Source organism: Acidisoma sp. C75, from assembly GCF_054665095.1.
Window position 1 is genome coordinate 340,845 of sequence record NZ_BAAFHD010000001.1, and the last position, 14,706, is coordinate 355,550.

Genomic DNA, 14,706 nt, shown 5'->3' on the forward strand with positions numbered 1-14,706 from the left:
CCGGCAGAGGAGGCTTGATGGATCACAGCGCCACCAGTTCATCCATCCCGCAGGCAGAGGACCAGCTCCGCCACGTGCTGAACCAGAGCCTCGGCCTCGCGCCCGCCTGGTTGCCGGGCGGGGTGTGGAGCACGCTCGTGCTGGCGCTCGCCGCCTGCCTCGGCCTCGCCCTGCACTGGCTGACGCTCCGCCTCTTCAATCGCTTCTCGCCGCCGCGGCGGGTGCGCAGCTTCTTCGAACTCTTCGTCGAGAATACCCGCGCGCCGAGCCGGCTCGCCTATGTGCTGTTCTTCATGGGCGCGGTGCTGCCCTCGCTGAGCTTCTCGGCCTCCGTCACCCTCACGATCGCGCATCTCCTCCTCGTCGCCTTCGTGCTGCTGGTGGGGTGGACGGCGATCCGCGCGATCGAGATCCTCGCCTCCCTCTATCTCGGCCGCTTCCGCACCGATACCGAGGACAATCTCCTCGCCCGCAAGCATCTGACGCAGGTGCGCATCCTCAAGCGGGCAGGGGATATCCTCATCGGCGTCATCACCGTCGGCATCGCGCTGATGACCTTCAGCGCGGTGCGGCAATACGGCATCAGCCTCTTCGCCTCCGCCGGCGCCGCCTCGCTCGTGCTCGGGCTTGCCGCGCGCCCGCTGCTCACCAACCTCATCGCCGGCGTGCAGATCGCCATCACCCAGCCGATCCGGCTGGAAGACGCGGTCATCGTCGAAGGCGAGTGGGGGTGGATCGAGGAGATCACCAGCACCTATGTCGTCGTCCGCATCTGGGACTGGCGGCGCATGGTGCTGCCGATCTCCTATTTCCTGGAAAAGCCCTTCCAGAACTGGACGCGCGAATCGGCCGCCCTCATCGGCGCGGTCTATCTCTATCTCGACTGGCGAGCCCCGGTGCAGGCGCTGCGCGACAAGCTCAGCGAGATCGCCGCCGCGAGCCCGCTCTGCGACGGGCGGGTCGTCAACCTCCAGGTGAGCGATGCGAAGGCGCAGGTGATCGAGGTGCGCTGCCTCGTCAGCGCCCGCTCCGCCCCGCAGACCTGGGATCTGCGCTGCGAGGTGCGGGAGAAGATGATCGCCTTCCTGCAGGCCGAGCACCCCTATGCGCTGCCGCATACGCGCATCCTGATGGAAGAGGCCGCCTGGGCGCCGCGGCCGGATGGGGTGGTGGTGGCACCGGCCGCGGCAAGCCCTGAGGCGCGATAGGCATCATGCCGATCGCCGGGGATCGACCGCGCGGCGCATTTGGTCTCTAAAGGCAGCAGAGAATCGCGGCGCAAGGCGCTTTCGGCGGTGCGGCGGCACGCCGGGCGCCCGCGCCCGCTTCCCCGAGGAACCTTGGCACGGGAACATCCAGATGAGCGGATCAGCGCAGCACGTGACGGCAGTGAGACCCGAGGGGGATCGCAGCTTCTTTACCGGCGGCCTGGCCGCCTTGGCCGGCCTCATGTTCGGGCTCGATATCGGGGTGATCTCGGGCGCGCTCGGTTTCATCGGCAAGGAATTCCACGCCAATAACGCCGAGAAGGAGCTGATCGTCAGCTTCATGATGGCGGGCGCGGCGATCGGCGCCGCCTCGGCCGGCGTGCTCTCCTTCCGGCTTGGCCGCAAGGTCTCGCTCATCCTCGGCGCCATCCTCTTCGTCGCCGGTTCGATCTTCTGCGCCTTCGCCTGGTCGATCGGCTCGCTCATCGTCGCCCGCGTCATCCTCGGCCTCGCCATCGGCATCGCCTCCTTCACGGCGCCGCTCTATATTTCGGAGATCTCGCCGCCCGAGAAGCGCGGCTCGATGATCTCGACCTATCAGCTGATGATCACCATCGGCATCCTCGCGGCCTTCATCTCGGATGCGATCCTCGCCCAATGGTCCGCCTGGCGCTGGATGCTCGGCATCGTCGCGGTGCCGGGCGTGCTCTTCCTGCTCGGCGTGCTGACGCTGCCGAACAGCCCGCGCTGGCTGCTGATGCGCGGCCGCGGGCATGAGGCGCGGGCGGTGCTGATGGCGCTGCGCGGCGCCAAGCACCGCGCCGATGCCGAATATCGGGAGATCGAGGAGCAGCTCAAGCGCCCGCAGGTCGGCTGGTCGCTGTTCCGCAACAACCAGAACTTCCGCCGCTCGGTCTTCCTCGGCATCGTGCTGCAGATCATCCAGCAGCTCACCGGCATCAACGTCGTGATGTATTACGCGCCGAGCATCTTCGGCGCCGCCGGCTTCCAGGGCCATGCGCAGCTCTGGGGCACGGCGATCGTCGGCCTCGTCAATGTGCTGGCGACCTTCATCGCCATCGGCTTCGTCGATCGCTGGGGCCGCCGGCCGGTGCTGCTCACGGGCTTCGTCGTCATGTTCGTCGGCATGGGTGTGCTCGGCTTCCTGCTCAGCCTGGGCACGCATACCCTCGGGCTGCAGATCTTCGCGGTCGTCATGCTGCTGATGTTCATCACCGGCTTCGCCATGTCGGCCGGCCCGCTGATCTGGGTGCTGTGCTCGGAAGTGCAGCCGACCAAGGGGCGGGATTTCGGCATCGCCGCTTCGACGCTGACCAACTGGGTGGCGAATTTCGTAGTCGGCGCGACCTTCCTTTCCATGCTGCACGGCCTGGGCTCGGGTCTGACCTTCGGCATCTACGCCGCCTTCAACGCGCTGTTCTTCCTCTTCACGATCTTCTACGTGCCCGAAACGAAGGGCGTGACGCTGGAACATATCGAAGCCAATCTGATGGCGGGCAAGCGGCTGCGCGATCTCGGCGCCTGAAGCCTGCGGCGGCTGCGGGCAGCCTTGCCGCAGCCGCCGGGCGATGACGATTGCGTCAAGTCCGGGGCCGCGCGCGGCTCGTCCCTTGACCGGCCGAGCCCCGCGCCGAAGATGGGAGGCTTAGAAGCCCGGCCAGAACGGACCCGATGAGCCTCCGATCCTCAGCGCCACCTTCGGGTGGCTGGCCTGGCCCGCAGCCGGAAGCGGGCGCCGCGCCGCCCGAGGGCCTGCCGCCCGCAGGCTCGCAAGCCCTTCGCCTCGCGGAACGACTGGTCGCCGATCTGCCCTGCCCGGCGCTGCTGGCGGCGGGGGAGGCATTGTCGGTTTCGCCGAATGCGCGCTTCCTCGCCCTCGCCGGCCTGCCGGTGGCGGGCCGGCCGCTCGCCGAGGTCTTCGGTGAAAGCGCGGAATGGATCGGCGGGCTTGCCGCCCGCGCGCTGCGCGGTGAAGCCTGCCGGCAGGCCGCGCCGCCGCTGGCCGGCCTGTTCAGCAATCTCTTCGCCCGTGTCACGCTCAGCCTTACCCCGGTGCGGGAGGAGGCGGGCAGCGTCTGCGGCCTTATCCTGCAGGTGGAGGCCGACGAGCGGGCGGACGAGGCGGCCGCAGTCCTCGCCGAGACAGCGGCGCATTACCGCACCCTCTTCGAAAGCATGGATGAGGGTTTTTGCGTCATCGAATTCTTCGACGGGCCGCACGGGCCACTCAGTGACTACATCCATATCGAGGCCAATCCGGCCTATGCGGTGAACGCCGGCATCCCGAATGTCGTCGGCCAGACGCTGAGGGAGATGGTTCCGGCGGAAGCCGATCGCTGGATCGCGCGCTACCGCCCGGTGCTCGAAACTGGCGTGCCCGTTCATTTCGAGCAGGAGCTGGTCAAGACCGGCCGGCTGCTCGACGTGTCGGCCTTCCGCATCGAGCCGCCCTGCCGCTGCCAGGTGGCGGTGCTCTTCAAGGATGTGACGGACCGCAGGCGCGCCGAGGCGGAATTGCGCCGGGTGAACGAGACGCTGGAGGCGCGGGTGCAGGCGGCGCTGGCGGAACGCAGCCTGCTCGCCGAGATCGTGGAGAAGGCCAATGCCTTCGTGCATGTGGTGGATCGCAGCCTCTGCTTCCTCGCCCTCAACACCGCCGCCATCCGCGAGTTCGAGGGCATCTTCGGCGTCCGCCCGCAGGTGGGCGCGCGGCTGGACGATCTGCTCGCCGACCGGCCGGAGCTTCTCGCCCGCCTCAGCAAGGCCTGGGGACGGGCGCTGGCGGGCGAGGATTACGTCACCATCGAGGAATTCGCCGCGAGCGGCGGCGGCGCGGCGCGCTTCTACGAGGAGCATTTCAACGCGCTGCGCGACGAGACGGGGGCGGTCATCGCCGCCTATCTCTTCGCCTATGACGTGACCGAGCGGCTGGCCGAGCAGGAGCGGCTGCGCCTCGCCGAGGAAGCGCTGCGCCAGGCCCAGAAGATGGAGGCGGTGGGGCAGCTCACCGGTGGGCTCGCGCATGATTTCAACAATCTGCTGGCGGGGATCTCCGGCACCTTCGAGATGATCGGCATTCGCATCGCCCAGGGCCGCGCCCAGGAGGTCGAGAAATACCTCGCCGCCGGCCAGGGCGCGGCGCGGCGCGCGGCGGCGCTGACCCACCGGCTGCTGGCCTTCGCGCGGCGGCAGACGCTCTCGCCCAGGCCGATCAACGTCAACAAGCTGCTCGGCGATCTCGTGGAGCTGGTGCAGCGCACGGTGGGCCCGGCGATTACGGTGGAAACCGTCGCCGCCGGCGGGCTCTGGACCACGCTGGTCGATGCGAACCAGCTGGAGAACGCCATCATCAATCTCTGCATCAATGCGCGCGACGCCATGCCGCATGGCGGGCGCATCATCATCGAGACGGAGAACCGCTGGCTCGACGAGCGCATGGCGCGGGAGCGCAACATGCTGCGCGGCCAGTATGTGACGATCAGCGTGACGGATACCGGGGCCGGGATCGAAAAGACGATCCTCGACCGGGTGTTCGATCCTTTCTTCACCACCAAGCCGATGGGCGAGGGGACCGGCCTCGGCCTCTCCATGGTCTATGGCTTCGCCCGCCAATCCCACGGCCATGTGCACCTCTTCTCCGAAGTGGGGCAGGGGACGACGGTGAGCATCTACCTGCCCCGCCACCTGGGCGAGGCGGAGGAGCGCGATCCCCTGGAGGCGAGCCCGACGGCGCGGCAAAGCCAGGGCGGCGAAGCCGTGCTGCTGGTGGATGACGAGCCGACGGTGCGGCTACTGGTGGCCGATGCGCTGGGCGATCTCGGCTATGCCTGTATCGAGGCGGAGGACGCGCCGGCCGCGCTGCGCATCTTCGAAAGCGGCGCGCGGATCGACCTGCTCATCACCGATGTCGGCTTGCCGGGCGGGCTGAACGGCCGCCAGCTGGCCGATGCGGCGCGGGTTTCCCGCCCCGCTCTCCCGATCCTCTTCATTACCGGCTATGCCGAGAATGCGGTGCTGAGCCATGGCCATATCGAGCCGGGGATGGAGGTGCTGACCAAGCCCTTCGGGGTGGACGATCTCGTCCGCCGGGTGGAGCGGATGCTGCAGGAGAGCAAGGCGGGCCGCGCCGAGGGCTGATTGCGCAGGCCGGCCTGCGCCGCGCCCGGCGCGAAACGGCTTTCCTTGCCGGGTATTTGTCTATACTTATTCCGCGGCGGCGCATGGCGTGCCGCCCCTTTTTTCGGGTTCCCGGAGGCGGCGGCGATGGCCGAGCGGCAGGTCTGGATCAATGGCCGGGTGGTAGCGGGCGGCGCCGGCACCGAGCCCGAGGCCGCGGATATCCTGGTGCAGGGCGGCCGCATCCTGGCGTTGGGCCAGGGCCTTGCCGGAACCGGGGACCGGGTGATCGACTGCGCGGGCCGGCTCGTTACCCCCGCCTTCCTCGATTGCCACACCCATCTCGTCCATGGCGGGGATCGTTCGGCCGAGTTCGAGCGGCGGCTGGAGGGCGTGAGCTATGCCGAGATCGCCCGCGCCGGCGGCGGCATCGCTGCTTCGATGCGGGCGACGCGGGGGCTCGATGTCGAGGGGCTGGTGGCCGCCAGCCTGCCCCGGCTCGACGCGCTGCTGGCTGAAGGCGTCTCGACCGTCGAGATCAAATCCGGCTACGGCCTCGATATCGAGAGCGAGATCCGCATGCTGCGCGCCGCCCGCCGGCTCGGCGCCTTGCGCCGGGTGCGGATCGTGACCACCTGGCTCGCCGCCCACGCCCTGCCGCCCGATTATGCCGGCCGGGCGGCGGAGTACATCCAGGACGTCGCGATCCAGGGGCTCATCCGCGCCCATGGCGAAGGGCTCGTCGATGCGGTCGATGGGTTTTGCGAAGGCATCGCCTTTTCGCCTGCGGAGCTCGCGCCGCTTTTCGACTGCGCTCGCCGCCTCGGCCTGCCGGTGAAGCTGCATGCTGAACAGCTGACGCGCGCCGGCGGCTCCCTGCTCGCCGCGCGTTTCGGCGCGCTCTCGGTCGATCACCTCGAATATGCGAATGACGAGGATGTGGCGGCGCTCGCCGCCTCCGGCACGGTCGCGACGCTGCTGCCCGGCGCTTTCTACATGCTGCGGGAAAGCCAGCTGCCGCCGCTCGCGGCGCTGCGCGCGGCGGGCGTGCCGATGGCACTCGCGACCGATTGCAACCCCGGCACCTCGCCCATGACCTCGCTTCTGATGACGATGAACATGGCCGCCGTGCTGTTTCGCATGACGGTGCGCGAGTGTTTCGAGGGTGTCACGATCAACGCCGCCCGCGCCCTCGGCCTGGAGCGCGAGACCGGGCGGATCGCGCCCGGGCTTTCGGCCGATTTCGCGCTCTGGGAGGCTGAGAGCATCGCCCAGCTGGTCGGCCGCATCGGCCTCAACCCGCTGCATGCGCGCGTCTTTCAAGGAGTGACCGATGACGCCTGAGATCCTGACGCCCGGGGCGGTGACGCTCGCCGATCTCGCGCGCCTCTTCGGGCGGGAAGGGGCGGTCGCGCTGGCGCCGGCGGCGCATGCGGCGATGGCGCGGAGTGCGGCGCGGATTGCCGAGGTCGCGGCCGGCGAGGCGGCGGTCTATGGCATCAATACGGGCTTCGGCAAGCTCGCCTCGATCCGCATCGAGGCGGCGGACGTGGCGCAGCTGCAACGCAACCTCATCCTGTCGCATTGCTGCGGGGTGGGCGAGCCGCTGAGCCCGGAGGTGACGCGGCTCGTCATGATCCTCAAGCTCCTCTCGCTCGGGCGCGGCGCCTCGGGCGTTCGGCTCGCGATCGTCACGCTCATGGAAGCGATGCTGGCGGAGGGCGTGCTGCCGATGATCCCGGAGAAGGGATCGGTCGGCGCTTCGGGCGATCTCGCGCCGCTTGCGCATATGACGGCGGTGATGATCGGCGAGGGCGAGGCGACCTATCAGGGCGTGCGGCTGCCCGGCGGGGAGGCGCTGCGGCGCGCCGGCCTCAGCCCCGTCGCGCTCTCCGCCAAGGAAGGGCTCGCGCTCATCAACGGCACGCAGGTCTCGACCGCGCTGGCGCTCACCGGCCTGTTCCGCGCCGGGCGGGCTTTCGCCGCCTCGCTGGTGACGGGCGCGCTTTCCACCGATGCGGCGATGGGATCGACCGCGCCCTTCGCCCCGGAAATCCATGCGCTGCGCGGCCATCGCGGGCAGATCGAGGTGGCGGCGGCGCTCTGCGCCCTGCTCGAGGGTTCGGGCATCCGGCAAAGCCATCTCGACAATGACGAGCGGGTGCAAGACCCCTATTGCCTGCGCTGCCACCCGCAGGTCAGCGGCGCCTGCCTCGACGTGCTGCGCCAGGCGGCGCGCACCCTCGAAATCGAGGCCAATGCGGCGACCGACAATCCGCTCGTGCTCTCGAACGGCGATGTCGTCTCGGGCGGGAATTTCCATGCCGAGCCGGTGGCGCTCGCGGCCGACCAGATCGCGCTCGCGGTCGCCGAGATTGGCGCCATCGCCCAGCGCCGCATCGCCATGCTGGTGGACCCGGCGATGAGCTTCGGCCTGCCGGGCTTCCTGACGCCGAAGCCCGGCCTCAATTCCGGCATGATGATTGCGGAAGTGACCTCGGCCGCGCTGATGAGCGAGAACAAGCAGCTGGCGCACCCGGCCTCGATCGATTCGACGCCGACCTCGGCCAATCAGGAAGACCACGTCTCGATGGCCTGCCACGGCGCCCGCCGGCTGCTGCCGATGACGCAGAACCTGTTCGACATCATCGGCATCGAGGCGATGACGGGGGCGCAAGGAATCGCGCTGCGGCGCCCGCTGGAAACCGCGCCGCCGCTCAGCCGGGCGATCGGCCGGCTGCGCCGGGAGGTGGCGGAGCTGGTGGAGGATCGCTACATGGCGCCCGATCTCGCGGCGGCCTCCGCGCTCGTCGCCTCCGGCGCTTTGGTGGAGGCGGCCGGCATCGCGCTGCCGCCGGTCTTTGCAGAAGGGAGCGTGCCATGACCAATTCGCGCCACAATATCCGCGATGTCTTTCCGCCCACCGGCACCACGCTCAACGCCAAGAGCTGGCAGACCGAGGCGCCCTTGCGCATGCTGATGAACAACCTGCATCCGGAGGTGGCGGAAAACCCGCACGAGCTCGTGGTCTATGGCGGTATCGGCAGGGCCGCGCGCAGCTGGGAGGATTTCGACGCCATCTGCGCGAGCCTCAAGGAGCTCGAAGCGGATGAGACGCTGGTGGTGCAATCGGGCAAGCCGATCGCCATCATCCGCACCCATCGCGATGCCCCGCGCGTGCTGATCGCCAATTCGAACCTCGTGCCGGCCTGGGCGAACTGGCAGCATTTCAACGAGCTCGACCGCCGCGGCCTCATGATGTACGGCCAGATGACGGCGGGTTCCTGGATCTATATCGGCACGCAAGGCATCGTGCAGGGCACCTACGAGACCTTTGCCGAGGCCGGGCGCCAGCATTACGGCGGCAGCCTCACCGGCAAATGGATCCTCACCGCGGGCTTGGGCGGCATGGGGGGCGCGCAGCCGCTCGCCGCCGTGATGGCCGGCGCCTGCTGCCTCGCCGTCGAATGTGACGAGACGCGCGCCGATTTCCGCATCCGCACGCGCTATTGCGATGCGAAGGCCCAGACGCTGGACGAGGCGCTGGCGATGATCGCGCAATGGACCGCGGCGGGCGAGGCGAAATCCGTCGCCCTCATCGGCAATGCGGCGGAGATCTTCCCCGAGATCCTGCGGCGCATGCGCGCGGGCGAGCCGCTGCCCAACGGGCGGCCGGACATTGTGACCGATCAAACTTCCGCCCATGATCCGCTGCACGGCTACCTGCCGCTCGGCTGGAGCCTGGCCGAATGGCGCGCGCGGCAGGAGACGACGCCGCGGGAAGTGGAGGCGGCGGCACGCGCTTCGATGCGTGCGCATGTCGAAGCGATGGTTGGCTTCTGGCAGGCGGGGGTGCCGACGCTCGATTACGGCAACAATATCCGCCAGGTGGCAAAAGATGAGGGCCTCGCCGAGGCTTTCGCCTTTCCGGGCTTCGTGCCCGCCTATATCCGCCCGCTCTTCTGCCGCGGCATCGGGCCCTTCCGCTGGGTGGCGCTTTCGGGCGATGCCGAGGATATCTACAAGACCGACCAGGCGATGAAGGAGCTGTTCCCCGAGAACGCGCATCTGCACCGCTGGCTGGATATGGCGCGCGCCCGCATCGCCTTCCAGGGCCTGCCCGCGCGCATCTGCTGGATCGGGCTGGGGGACCGGCACCGCGCCGGCCTCCGCTTCAACGAAATGGTGGCGAGCGGGGAGCTGAAAGCCCCCATCGTCATCGGCCGCGATCATCTCGACAGCGGGTCCGTAGCCTCCCCCAATCGCGAGACGGAGGCGATGCGTGACGGATCGGACGCCGTCTCCGACTGGCCTTTGCTCAATGCGCTGGTCAATACGGCATCGGGCGCCACCTGGGTTTCGCTGCATCATGGCGGCGGCGTCGGCATGGGCTTCTCCCAGCATGCCGGGGTGGTGATCTGTGCCGATGGCACCCCGGAGGCGGCGGCGCGGCTCGAACGCGTGCTGTGGAACGACCCGGCATCGGGCGTGTGGCGCCATGCCGATGCCGGATACGAGGATGCGATTGCCTGCGCAAAGGAACATGGCCTCCGGCTGCCGCGCATCCTAAGGCTGTAGCGCCCGCGCCGCCCGGCGGCCGGGGCGGCCTGACCCGCCGATTTCCCCACAGGAGGCGGGGGCTGACGCCGCGGCCCCGTCCTCTTCCGGCAAATCCCATGCCCGCCAGCGGCCTCGGCCGCTGCGGCTTGACAGGCGGCCCGCCTTCATGGTGCCTTGCCCGCACCGAGGGGTGCTCTGAGAGAGAGCTGAGACGTTTCCCATGGGCCAAGCGCCCACCGGGGCGGACCCTTTGAACCTGATCCGGTTAACACCGGCGGAGGGACGGGCAATTGCGAAGATCATTCGCCCCTTCTCCGAAGCTTCGAGGCAGAAAGGGGTTGCGATGATGACGACGAAACCAGCGCATGTCACCACGGGCGCCATTCCCGGCTCCCGCAAGGTCTATTCCGCCCCGCCCGGCCTCGCCGGCGTGCGGGTGCCGTTCCGCGCCGTCGATCTGCACGAGACGGCGCGCGAGCCTGCCTTCATGCTCTACGATACCTCGGGCCCCTATACCGATGCGCAGGCGCGCATCGCCCTCGATGAAGGCTTGCCCCGGCTGCGCGCGCCCTGGCTTGCCGGCCGTGGCCTCGCCGCGGCCGAGGCGCGTCCGGTGCGGCCGGAGGATAACGGCTTCGCGAGCGGCGATGTGCTGGTGCAGCCTTGCCCGGCGGCGCACCGCGTGCTCATCGGCGCGGCGGGGCGGCCGGTGACGCAGTATGAATTCGCCCGCGCCGGCATCATCACCGAGGAGATGATCTTCGCCGCGCATCGGGAAAATCTCGGCCGGGTGGCGGCTGCCGAAGGCGCCGGCGCGCGCATCGAGGATGGCGAGAGCTTCGGCGCCCATATCCCCGAGATGGTGACGGCGGAGTTCGTGCGCGCCGAGATCGCCGCCGGCCGCGCCATCCTGCCCGCCAACATCAACCACCCCGAGCTTGAGCCGATGGTGATCGGGCGTAATTTCCTCGTCAAGATCAACGCCAATATCGGCAATTCCGCAGTCACGTCCTCCGTCTCCGAGGAGGTGGAGAAGCTCGTCTGGGCGATCCGCTGGGGCGCGGATACGGTGATGGATCTCTCAACCGGCCGCAACATCCACAATATCCGGGACTGGATCCTGCGCAATTCCCCGGTGCCGATCGGCACCGTGCCGATCTATCAGGCGCTTGAGAAGGTGCGGGGCGACGCGGCCAAGCTCGACTGGGAGGTATTCCGCGATACCCTCATCGAGCAGGCGGAGCAGGGGGTTGATTACTTCACCATCCATGCCGGCGTGCGGCTCGCCCATATTCCGCTGACCGCGCGGCGGGTGACGGGCATCGTCTCACGCGGCGGCTCGATCATGGCGCAGTGGTGCCTCAGCCATCACCGCGAGAGTTTCCTCTACGAACGCTTCGGCGATATTTGCGACATCATGCGCCGCTACGATGTCTCCTTCTCGCTCGGCGACGGTCTGCGCCCCGGCTCGAACGCCGATGCGAACGATGCGGCGCAGTTCGCCGAACTCGAGACGCTGGGCGAGCTGACGCGCGTCGCCTGGGGCAAGGGTTGCCAGGTCATGGTCGAAGGGCCGGGCCATGTGCCGATGCACAAGATCAAGGCAAATATGGAGAAGCAGCTGGAGACCTGCGGCGAGGCGCCCTTCTATACCCTCGGCCCGCTGACGACGGATATCGCGCCGGGCTACGACCATATCACCTCGGCGATCGGCGCCGCGATGATCGGCTGGTACGGCACGGCGATGCTCTGCTACGTGACGCCGAAGGAGCATCTTGGCCTGCCGGAGCGGGAAGATGTGAAAACCGGCGTGATCACCTACAAGCTCGCGGCGCATGCGGCGGACCTCGCCAAGGGGCATCCGGCGGCAAGGCTGCGCGACGATGCGATCTCCCGCGCGCGGTTCGAATTCCGCTGGGAGGATCAGTTCAACCTGGGGCTGGATCCTGAGACCGCTCGGGCCTTTCACGACGCGACGCTGCCCAAGGAGGCGCACAAGACGGCGCATTTCTGTTCCATGTGCGGGCCGAAATTCTGTTCGATGAAGATCAGCCACGATATCCGCGAGGAAGCGCGCCGCCAGGATGGGCTGCGCGAGATGAGCGCGAGCTTCCGGGAGAGCGGGCAGGCGCTCTATATCCCCGCGCTACCGGAGGGCGATGAGGGCGATGAGGGCGGCGACTGCGCGATAGCGGGTGCGACAGGCGCGGAGGTTGAGAGCCAGTCCGACTGATAGGGAAGCACGCGTCTTGCCCGTGCTCGTCACGGGCATCCACGCGTCGGGGCGTTTCAAGCGGCGTCTGACACAGCCTGAGCGGGCATGAACCGCTTGCTTCAGTGCCCTGGTGGGCGCGGCGGCTGCCCATGTGGCGCCGGCTGCGGCGCGGCCATGTGCGGGGCCGGCGCCGGGCGAGGCGGTGCGGCCATTCGCGGCGCGGGGGCCGGGCGCGGTGGTGCTGCCATCCGTGGCGCGGGCGCGGGGCGAGGCGGTGCCACCATCCGTGGCGCGGGCGCAGGCATGCGAGGTGCGGCCATTTGCGGCGCCGGGGCCGGGCGCGGCGGTGCTGCCATCCGTGGTGCGGGCGCGGGGCGAGGCGGTGCCGCCATATGCGGTGCTGGGGTGAAGGCCGGGCGGGCCTGCGGCGCGTTCGGCGCCGGCATCGGCTGATGGTTCATCTGCGGCATCGGCCGCGGCCCTCCCGGCTGAGGCGCGGCCGGCTGAGGCGCGGCCGGCTGAGGCGCGGCCGGCCGAGGTGCCCCCGGCCGAGGTGCCTCCTGCTGAGGTGCTGCCGGCCGAGCTGCTTGCGGATGCGCCCCGTTTCCCGGCGCGGCAAGGTTTGGCATGCCGCCGGGTGCGGCGGGGCGGAAGGCGGGATGCGGGGCGCCCGGCGCGGCCCCCGCCTGCGGCAGGGGCGGCAGAGCGTGCTGCGCGAAGGGGTGCTGGCTGCCCGGCATGGGGCCGCCTGGGCGCTGGTTGCCCGGCATGGGCCTAGCGGCGTGCGGCGCGCCCGGCGGCAGGCCGGCATGCAACGGCGCCGCGGCGGGGGCGAAGCCCGGCAAGCCCTGGCCCGGCGGATGGCCGACCGCGCCCGGAACGCCTGGCGCGAAGCGCGGCGCCACCGCCGCATGCGGTACCAGTTGCGGAGCCGGCCCGCGTCGGCCCGGAGCGAAGGCACCTGCGCGGATGGCGGGCCCCGGCGCCGGCGGGCGGGGTGCCGCCCCCGGCGGGCCGGGCGGCAGATGCTCCCGCGCCGCGAGCGCCGGGGTCAGCCCCCAGGTGGCGGCGGTCGGGCGCGGCAATTGGCGGGGCAGGGCGCCGGGGGTGAAGGGTGCGAGCCGTGCCCCCGGCGGCAGGGCATGCGCCTCTGGCCCGATCGGCCGAGAGCCGACCATGGCCGCCACGGGCGCGAAGGTCGCGCCCCGGCGGTTGACGATGTTGAAGCTCTGCTGGTTGTTGATGATCTGCGCGTTGCGATAGTCGATGCGGTTGTTCACCACCGTGATGTTCTGCTGGTAGAAGCGGTTGTAATCCGGCATGTACGGCCGGTTATAGGCGTTGAAATAGCGCGGCGGCACCGCATAGGGTGGGTAGTAGGGCTCGCGCAGGCCGAGCGGCGCCCAGCCGATGGAGCCGGAGCTCAGCGCCGCCGCCGTTACCGCGCCGGCCGCGATGCCGAGGAAGGTGACGAGCGCCGGCGCATAGACCGGCTGGTAGCTCGCATAGCGATAGCCGGGGTCGATCGCCGGGGCCGGCACCCAGCCCCAGCGGCCGCCGAATTCCGCCCAGCGGCCGTAATGGAAGGGCGCGAAGCCCCAAGGATCGTTGTCAACCCAGGTCCAGCCCCAGGGCTGGATATAGGCCCACCGCCCATCCCGATAGGGCACCCAGTTTGATGCCACTTGCGGAAACCACACGGCGCCGACGCTCGGCTGCGCCTGCCAACTGCCGTATTGCGCCAGCACCGAAGTGCCGGTCATCTCCGCGGTGACGGGTGGCGCGCTCACGGCCCCGGGGGGCGGCGGCGGCGCGACCTGGCGCAGCATGGCGGTGAGGAACTGGTCCTGCTGCATCGCGCCAAGCTGGCTCTGCACCGGATCTGTGCCGGAGACCACGAGCGTCTGCTGCGGGCCGACGGTCTGCGGCGCGCTCTGCCCGAGGGGGGTGAATTGCAGCGCGCCGCTGACGACGGTGATATAGGTCGGCGTCGTGCTATCGCCGGCGTAGATCTCGTACTGCCCGCTGGTGGCGATCTCGGCGGTGCCGCGCGGCGTCTGGATGGTGAAGCTCTGCCCGTTCTGTAGCGCGACGAGGTTGAGGAAGATTTCGCCTTGGGAAAGAACGGCCGCCGCCGTTTCCTGGTCGATCTCCTGGGCGGTGAATTCTGTGCCGCCGTTGAGCGCGATGCGGCTGGAATCGAGAAAGATCGAGGCTTGTGCCTGCGGCTGCGTCCAGAGCGCGTCGCCGGTCGCGAAAGGATAGTTCTGCGTCGCGGCCGTCCATTCGGTCTGGTCCGCGCTATGGAAGGAGACGGCGCCCGCGATATTGCTGAGCCAGCCGACGCGCGCCGGCGGCGTGCCGGCATCGGCCGCCGCCGGTGCCGCCGCGCCGGGCGGCGGAGGGGGCGCGGCCACCTGCTGCGCGAAGGCGGCAGGGTTGCCGGCGAAGGGGCTGGCGGCGAGGCTGATGCCGGCGAGGACGCTCGGCAGCAGAGACCAGCGGGCGCGAAAGCTCATGGTGCGGGGCCTCGGGTTCAAGACGGAACGGCACGTCTGACGGATCGCCAAACCTCGCGGAGATATG

At 69.6% G+C, this 14,706-nt stretch carries 8 protein-coding genes and 1 riboswitch; of the genes, 7 read left to right on the forward strand and 1 reads right to left on the reverse strand.

Annotated features, from left to right (window positions below; genetic code table 11):
- Positions 1-17: 17 nt before the first annotated feature.
- From ACYQ7X_RS01545 to thiC, 7 genes are all read left to right on the forward strand, one after another.
- Positions 18-1,208, forward strand: a complete 1,191-nt coding sequence (locus tag ACYQ7X_RS01545) for a mechanosensitive ion channel family protein (protein WP_459695054.1) — start codon at positions 18-20, stop codon at positions 1,206-1,208.
- 151 nt (positions 1,209-1,359) lie between these two features.
- Positions 1,360-2,754, forward strand: a complete 1,395-nt coding sequence (locus tag ACYQ7X_RS01550; RefSeq protein WP_459695055.1) for a sugar porter family MFS transporter — start codon at positions 1,360-1,362, stop codon at positions 2,752-2,754.
- Between the two features lie 146 nt (positions 2,755-2,900).
- Positions 2,901-5,366 (forward strand): PAS domain-containing protein, encoded by a 2,466-nt coding sequence (locus ACYQ7X_RS01555; RefSeq protein WP_459695056.1) that lies wholly within the window; start codon positions 2,901-2,903, stop codon positions 5,364-5,366.
- Positions 5,367-5,492: 126 nt separating this feature from the next.
- Positions 5,493-6,689 carry an imidazolonepropionase gene (gene hutI / locus ACYQ7X_RS01560; RefSeq protein WP_459695057.1) on the forward strand — a complete coding sequence of 399 codons (1,197 nt, stop codon included), beginning with the start codon at positions 5,493-5,495 and terminating at the stop codon, positions 6,687-6,689.
- Entirely contained in the window at positions 6,679-8,229 is a 1,551-nt protein-coding gene (hutH, locus tag ACYQ7X_RS01565; protein ID WP_459695058.1) for a histidine ammonia-lyase, read from the forward strand. The genes hutI and hutH overlap by 11 nt, the downstream gene beginning before the upstream one ends.
- Complete coding sequence (gene hutU, locus ACYQ7X_RS01570; RefSeq protein ID WP_459695059.1) at positions 8,226-9,923, forward strand: urocanate hydratase; 1,698 nt, start codon at positions 8,226-8,228, stop codon at positions 9,921-9,923. The genes hutH and hutU overlap by 4 nt, the downstream gene beginning before the upstream one ends.
- A gap of 158 nt (positions 9,924-10,081) precedes the next feature.
- Positions 10,082-10,205, forward strand: a riboswitch (TPP riboswitch).
- 46 nt (positions 10,206-10,251) lie between these two features.
- Positions 10,252-12,138 (forward strand): phosphomethylpyrimidine synthase ThiC, encoded by a 1,887-nt coding sequence (thiC, locus tag ACYQ7X_RS01575; RefSeq protein WP_459695060.1) that lies wholly within the window; start codon positions 10,252-10,254, stop codon positions 12,136-12,138.
- 101 nt (positions 12,139-12,239) lie between these two features.
- On the opposite strand, the gene ACYQ7X_RS01580 is transcribed toward thiC, so the two are convergent.
- Positions 12,240-14,639 carry a DUF6600 domain-containing protein gene (locus ACYQ7X_RS01580; protein WP_459695061.1) on the reverse strand — a complete coding sequence of 800 codons (2,400 nt, stop codon included), beginning with the start codon at positions 14,637-14,639 and terminating at the stop codon, positions 12,240-12,242.
- Positions 14,640-14,706 lie beyond the last annotated feature (67 nt).

Excerpts from the sequence above, each read along its gene's own strand:
- ACYQ7X_RS01580 (WP_459695061.1), bottom strand. The coding sequence starts at position 14,639 with ATGAGCTTTCGCGCCCGCTGGTCTCTGCTGCCGAGCGTCCTCGCCGGC.
- hutH (WP_459695058.1), top strand. The coding sequence starts at position 6,679 with ATGACGCCTGAGATCCTGACGCCCGGGGCGGTGACGCTCGCCGATCTC.
- ACYQ7X_RS01545 (WP_459695054.1), top strand. The coding sequence starts at position 18 with ATGGATCACAGCGCCACCAGTTCATCCATCCCGCAGGCAGAGGACCAG.
- hutI (WP_459695057.1), top strand. The coding sequence starts at position 5,493 with ATGGCCGAGCGGCAGGTCTGGATCAATGGCCGGGTGGTAGCGGGCGGC.
- thiC (WP_459695060.1), top strand. The coding sequence starts at position 10,252 with ATGACGACGAAACCAGCGCATGTCACCACGGGCGCCATTCCCGGCTCC.
- hutU (WP_459695059.1), top strand. The coding sequence starts at position 8,226 with ATGACCAATTCGCGCCACAATATCCGCGATGTCTTTCCGCCCACCGGC.
- ACYQ7X_RS01550 (WP_459695055.1), top strand. The coding sequence starts at position 1,360 with ATGAGCGGATCAGCGCAGCACGTGACGGCAGTGAGACCCGAGGGGGAT.
- ACYQ7X_RS01555 (WP_459695056.1), top strand. The coding sequence starts at position 2,901 with ATGAGCCTCCGATCCTCAGCGCCACCTTCGGGTGGCTGGCCTGGCCCG.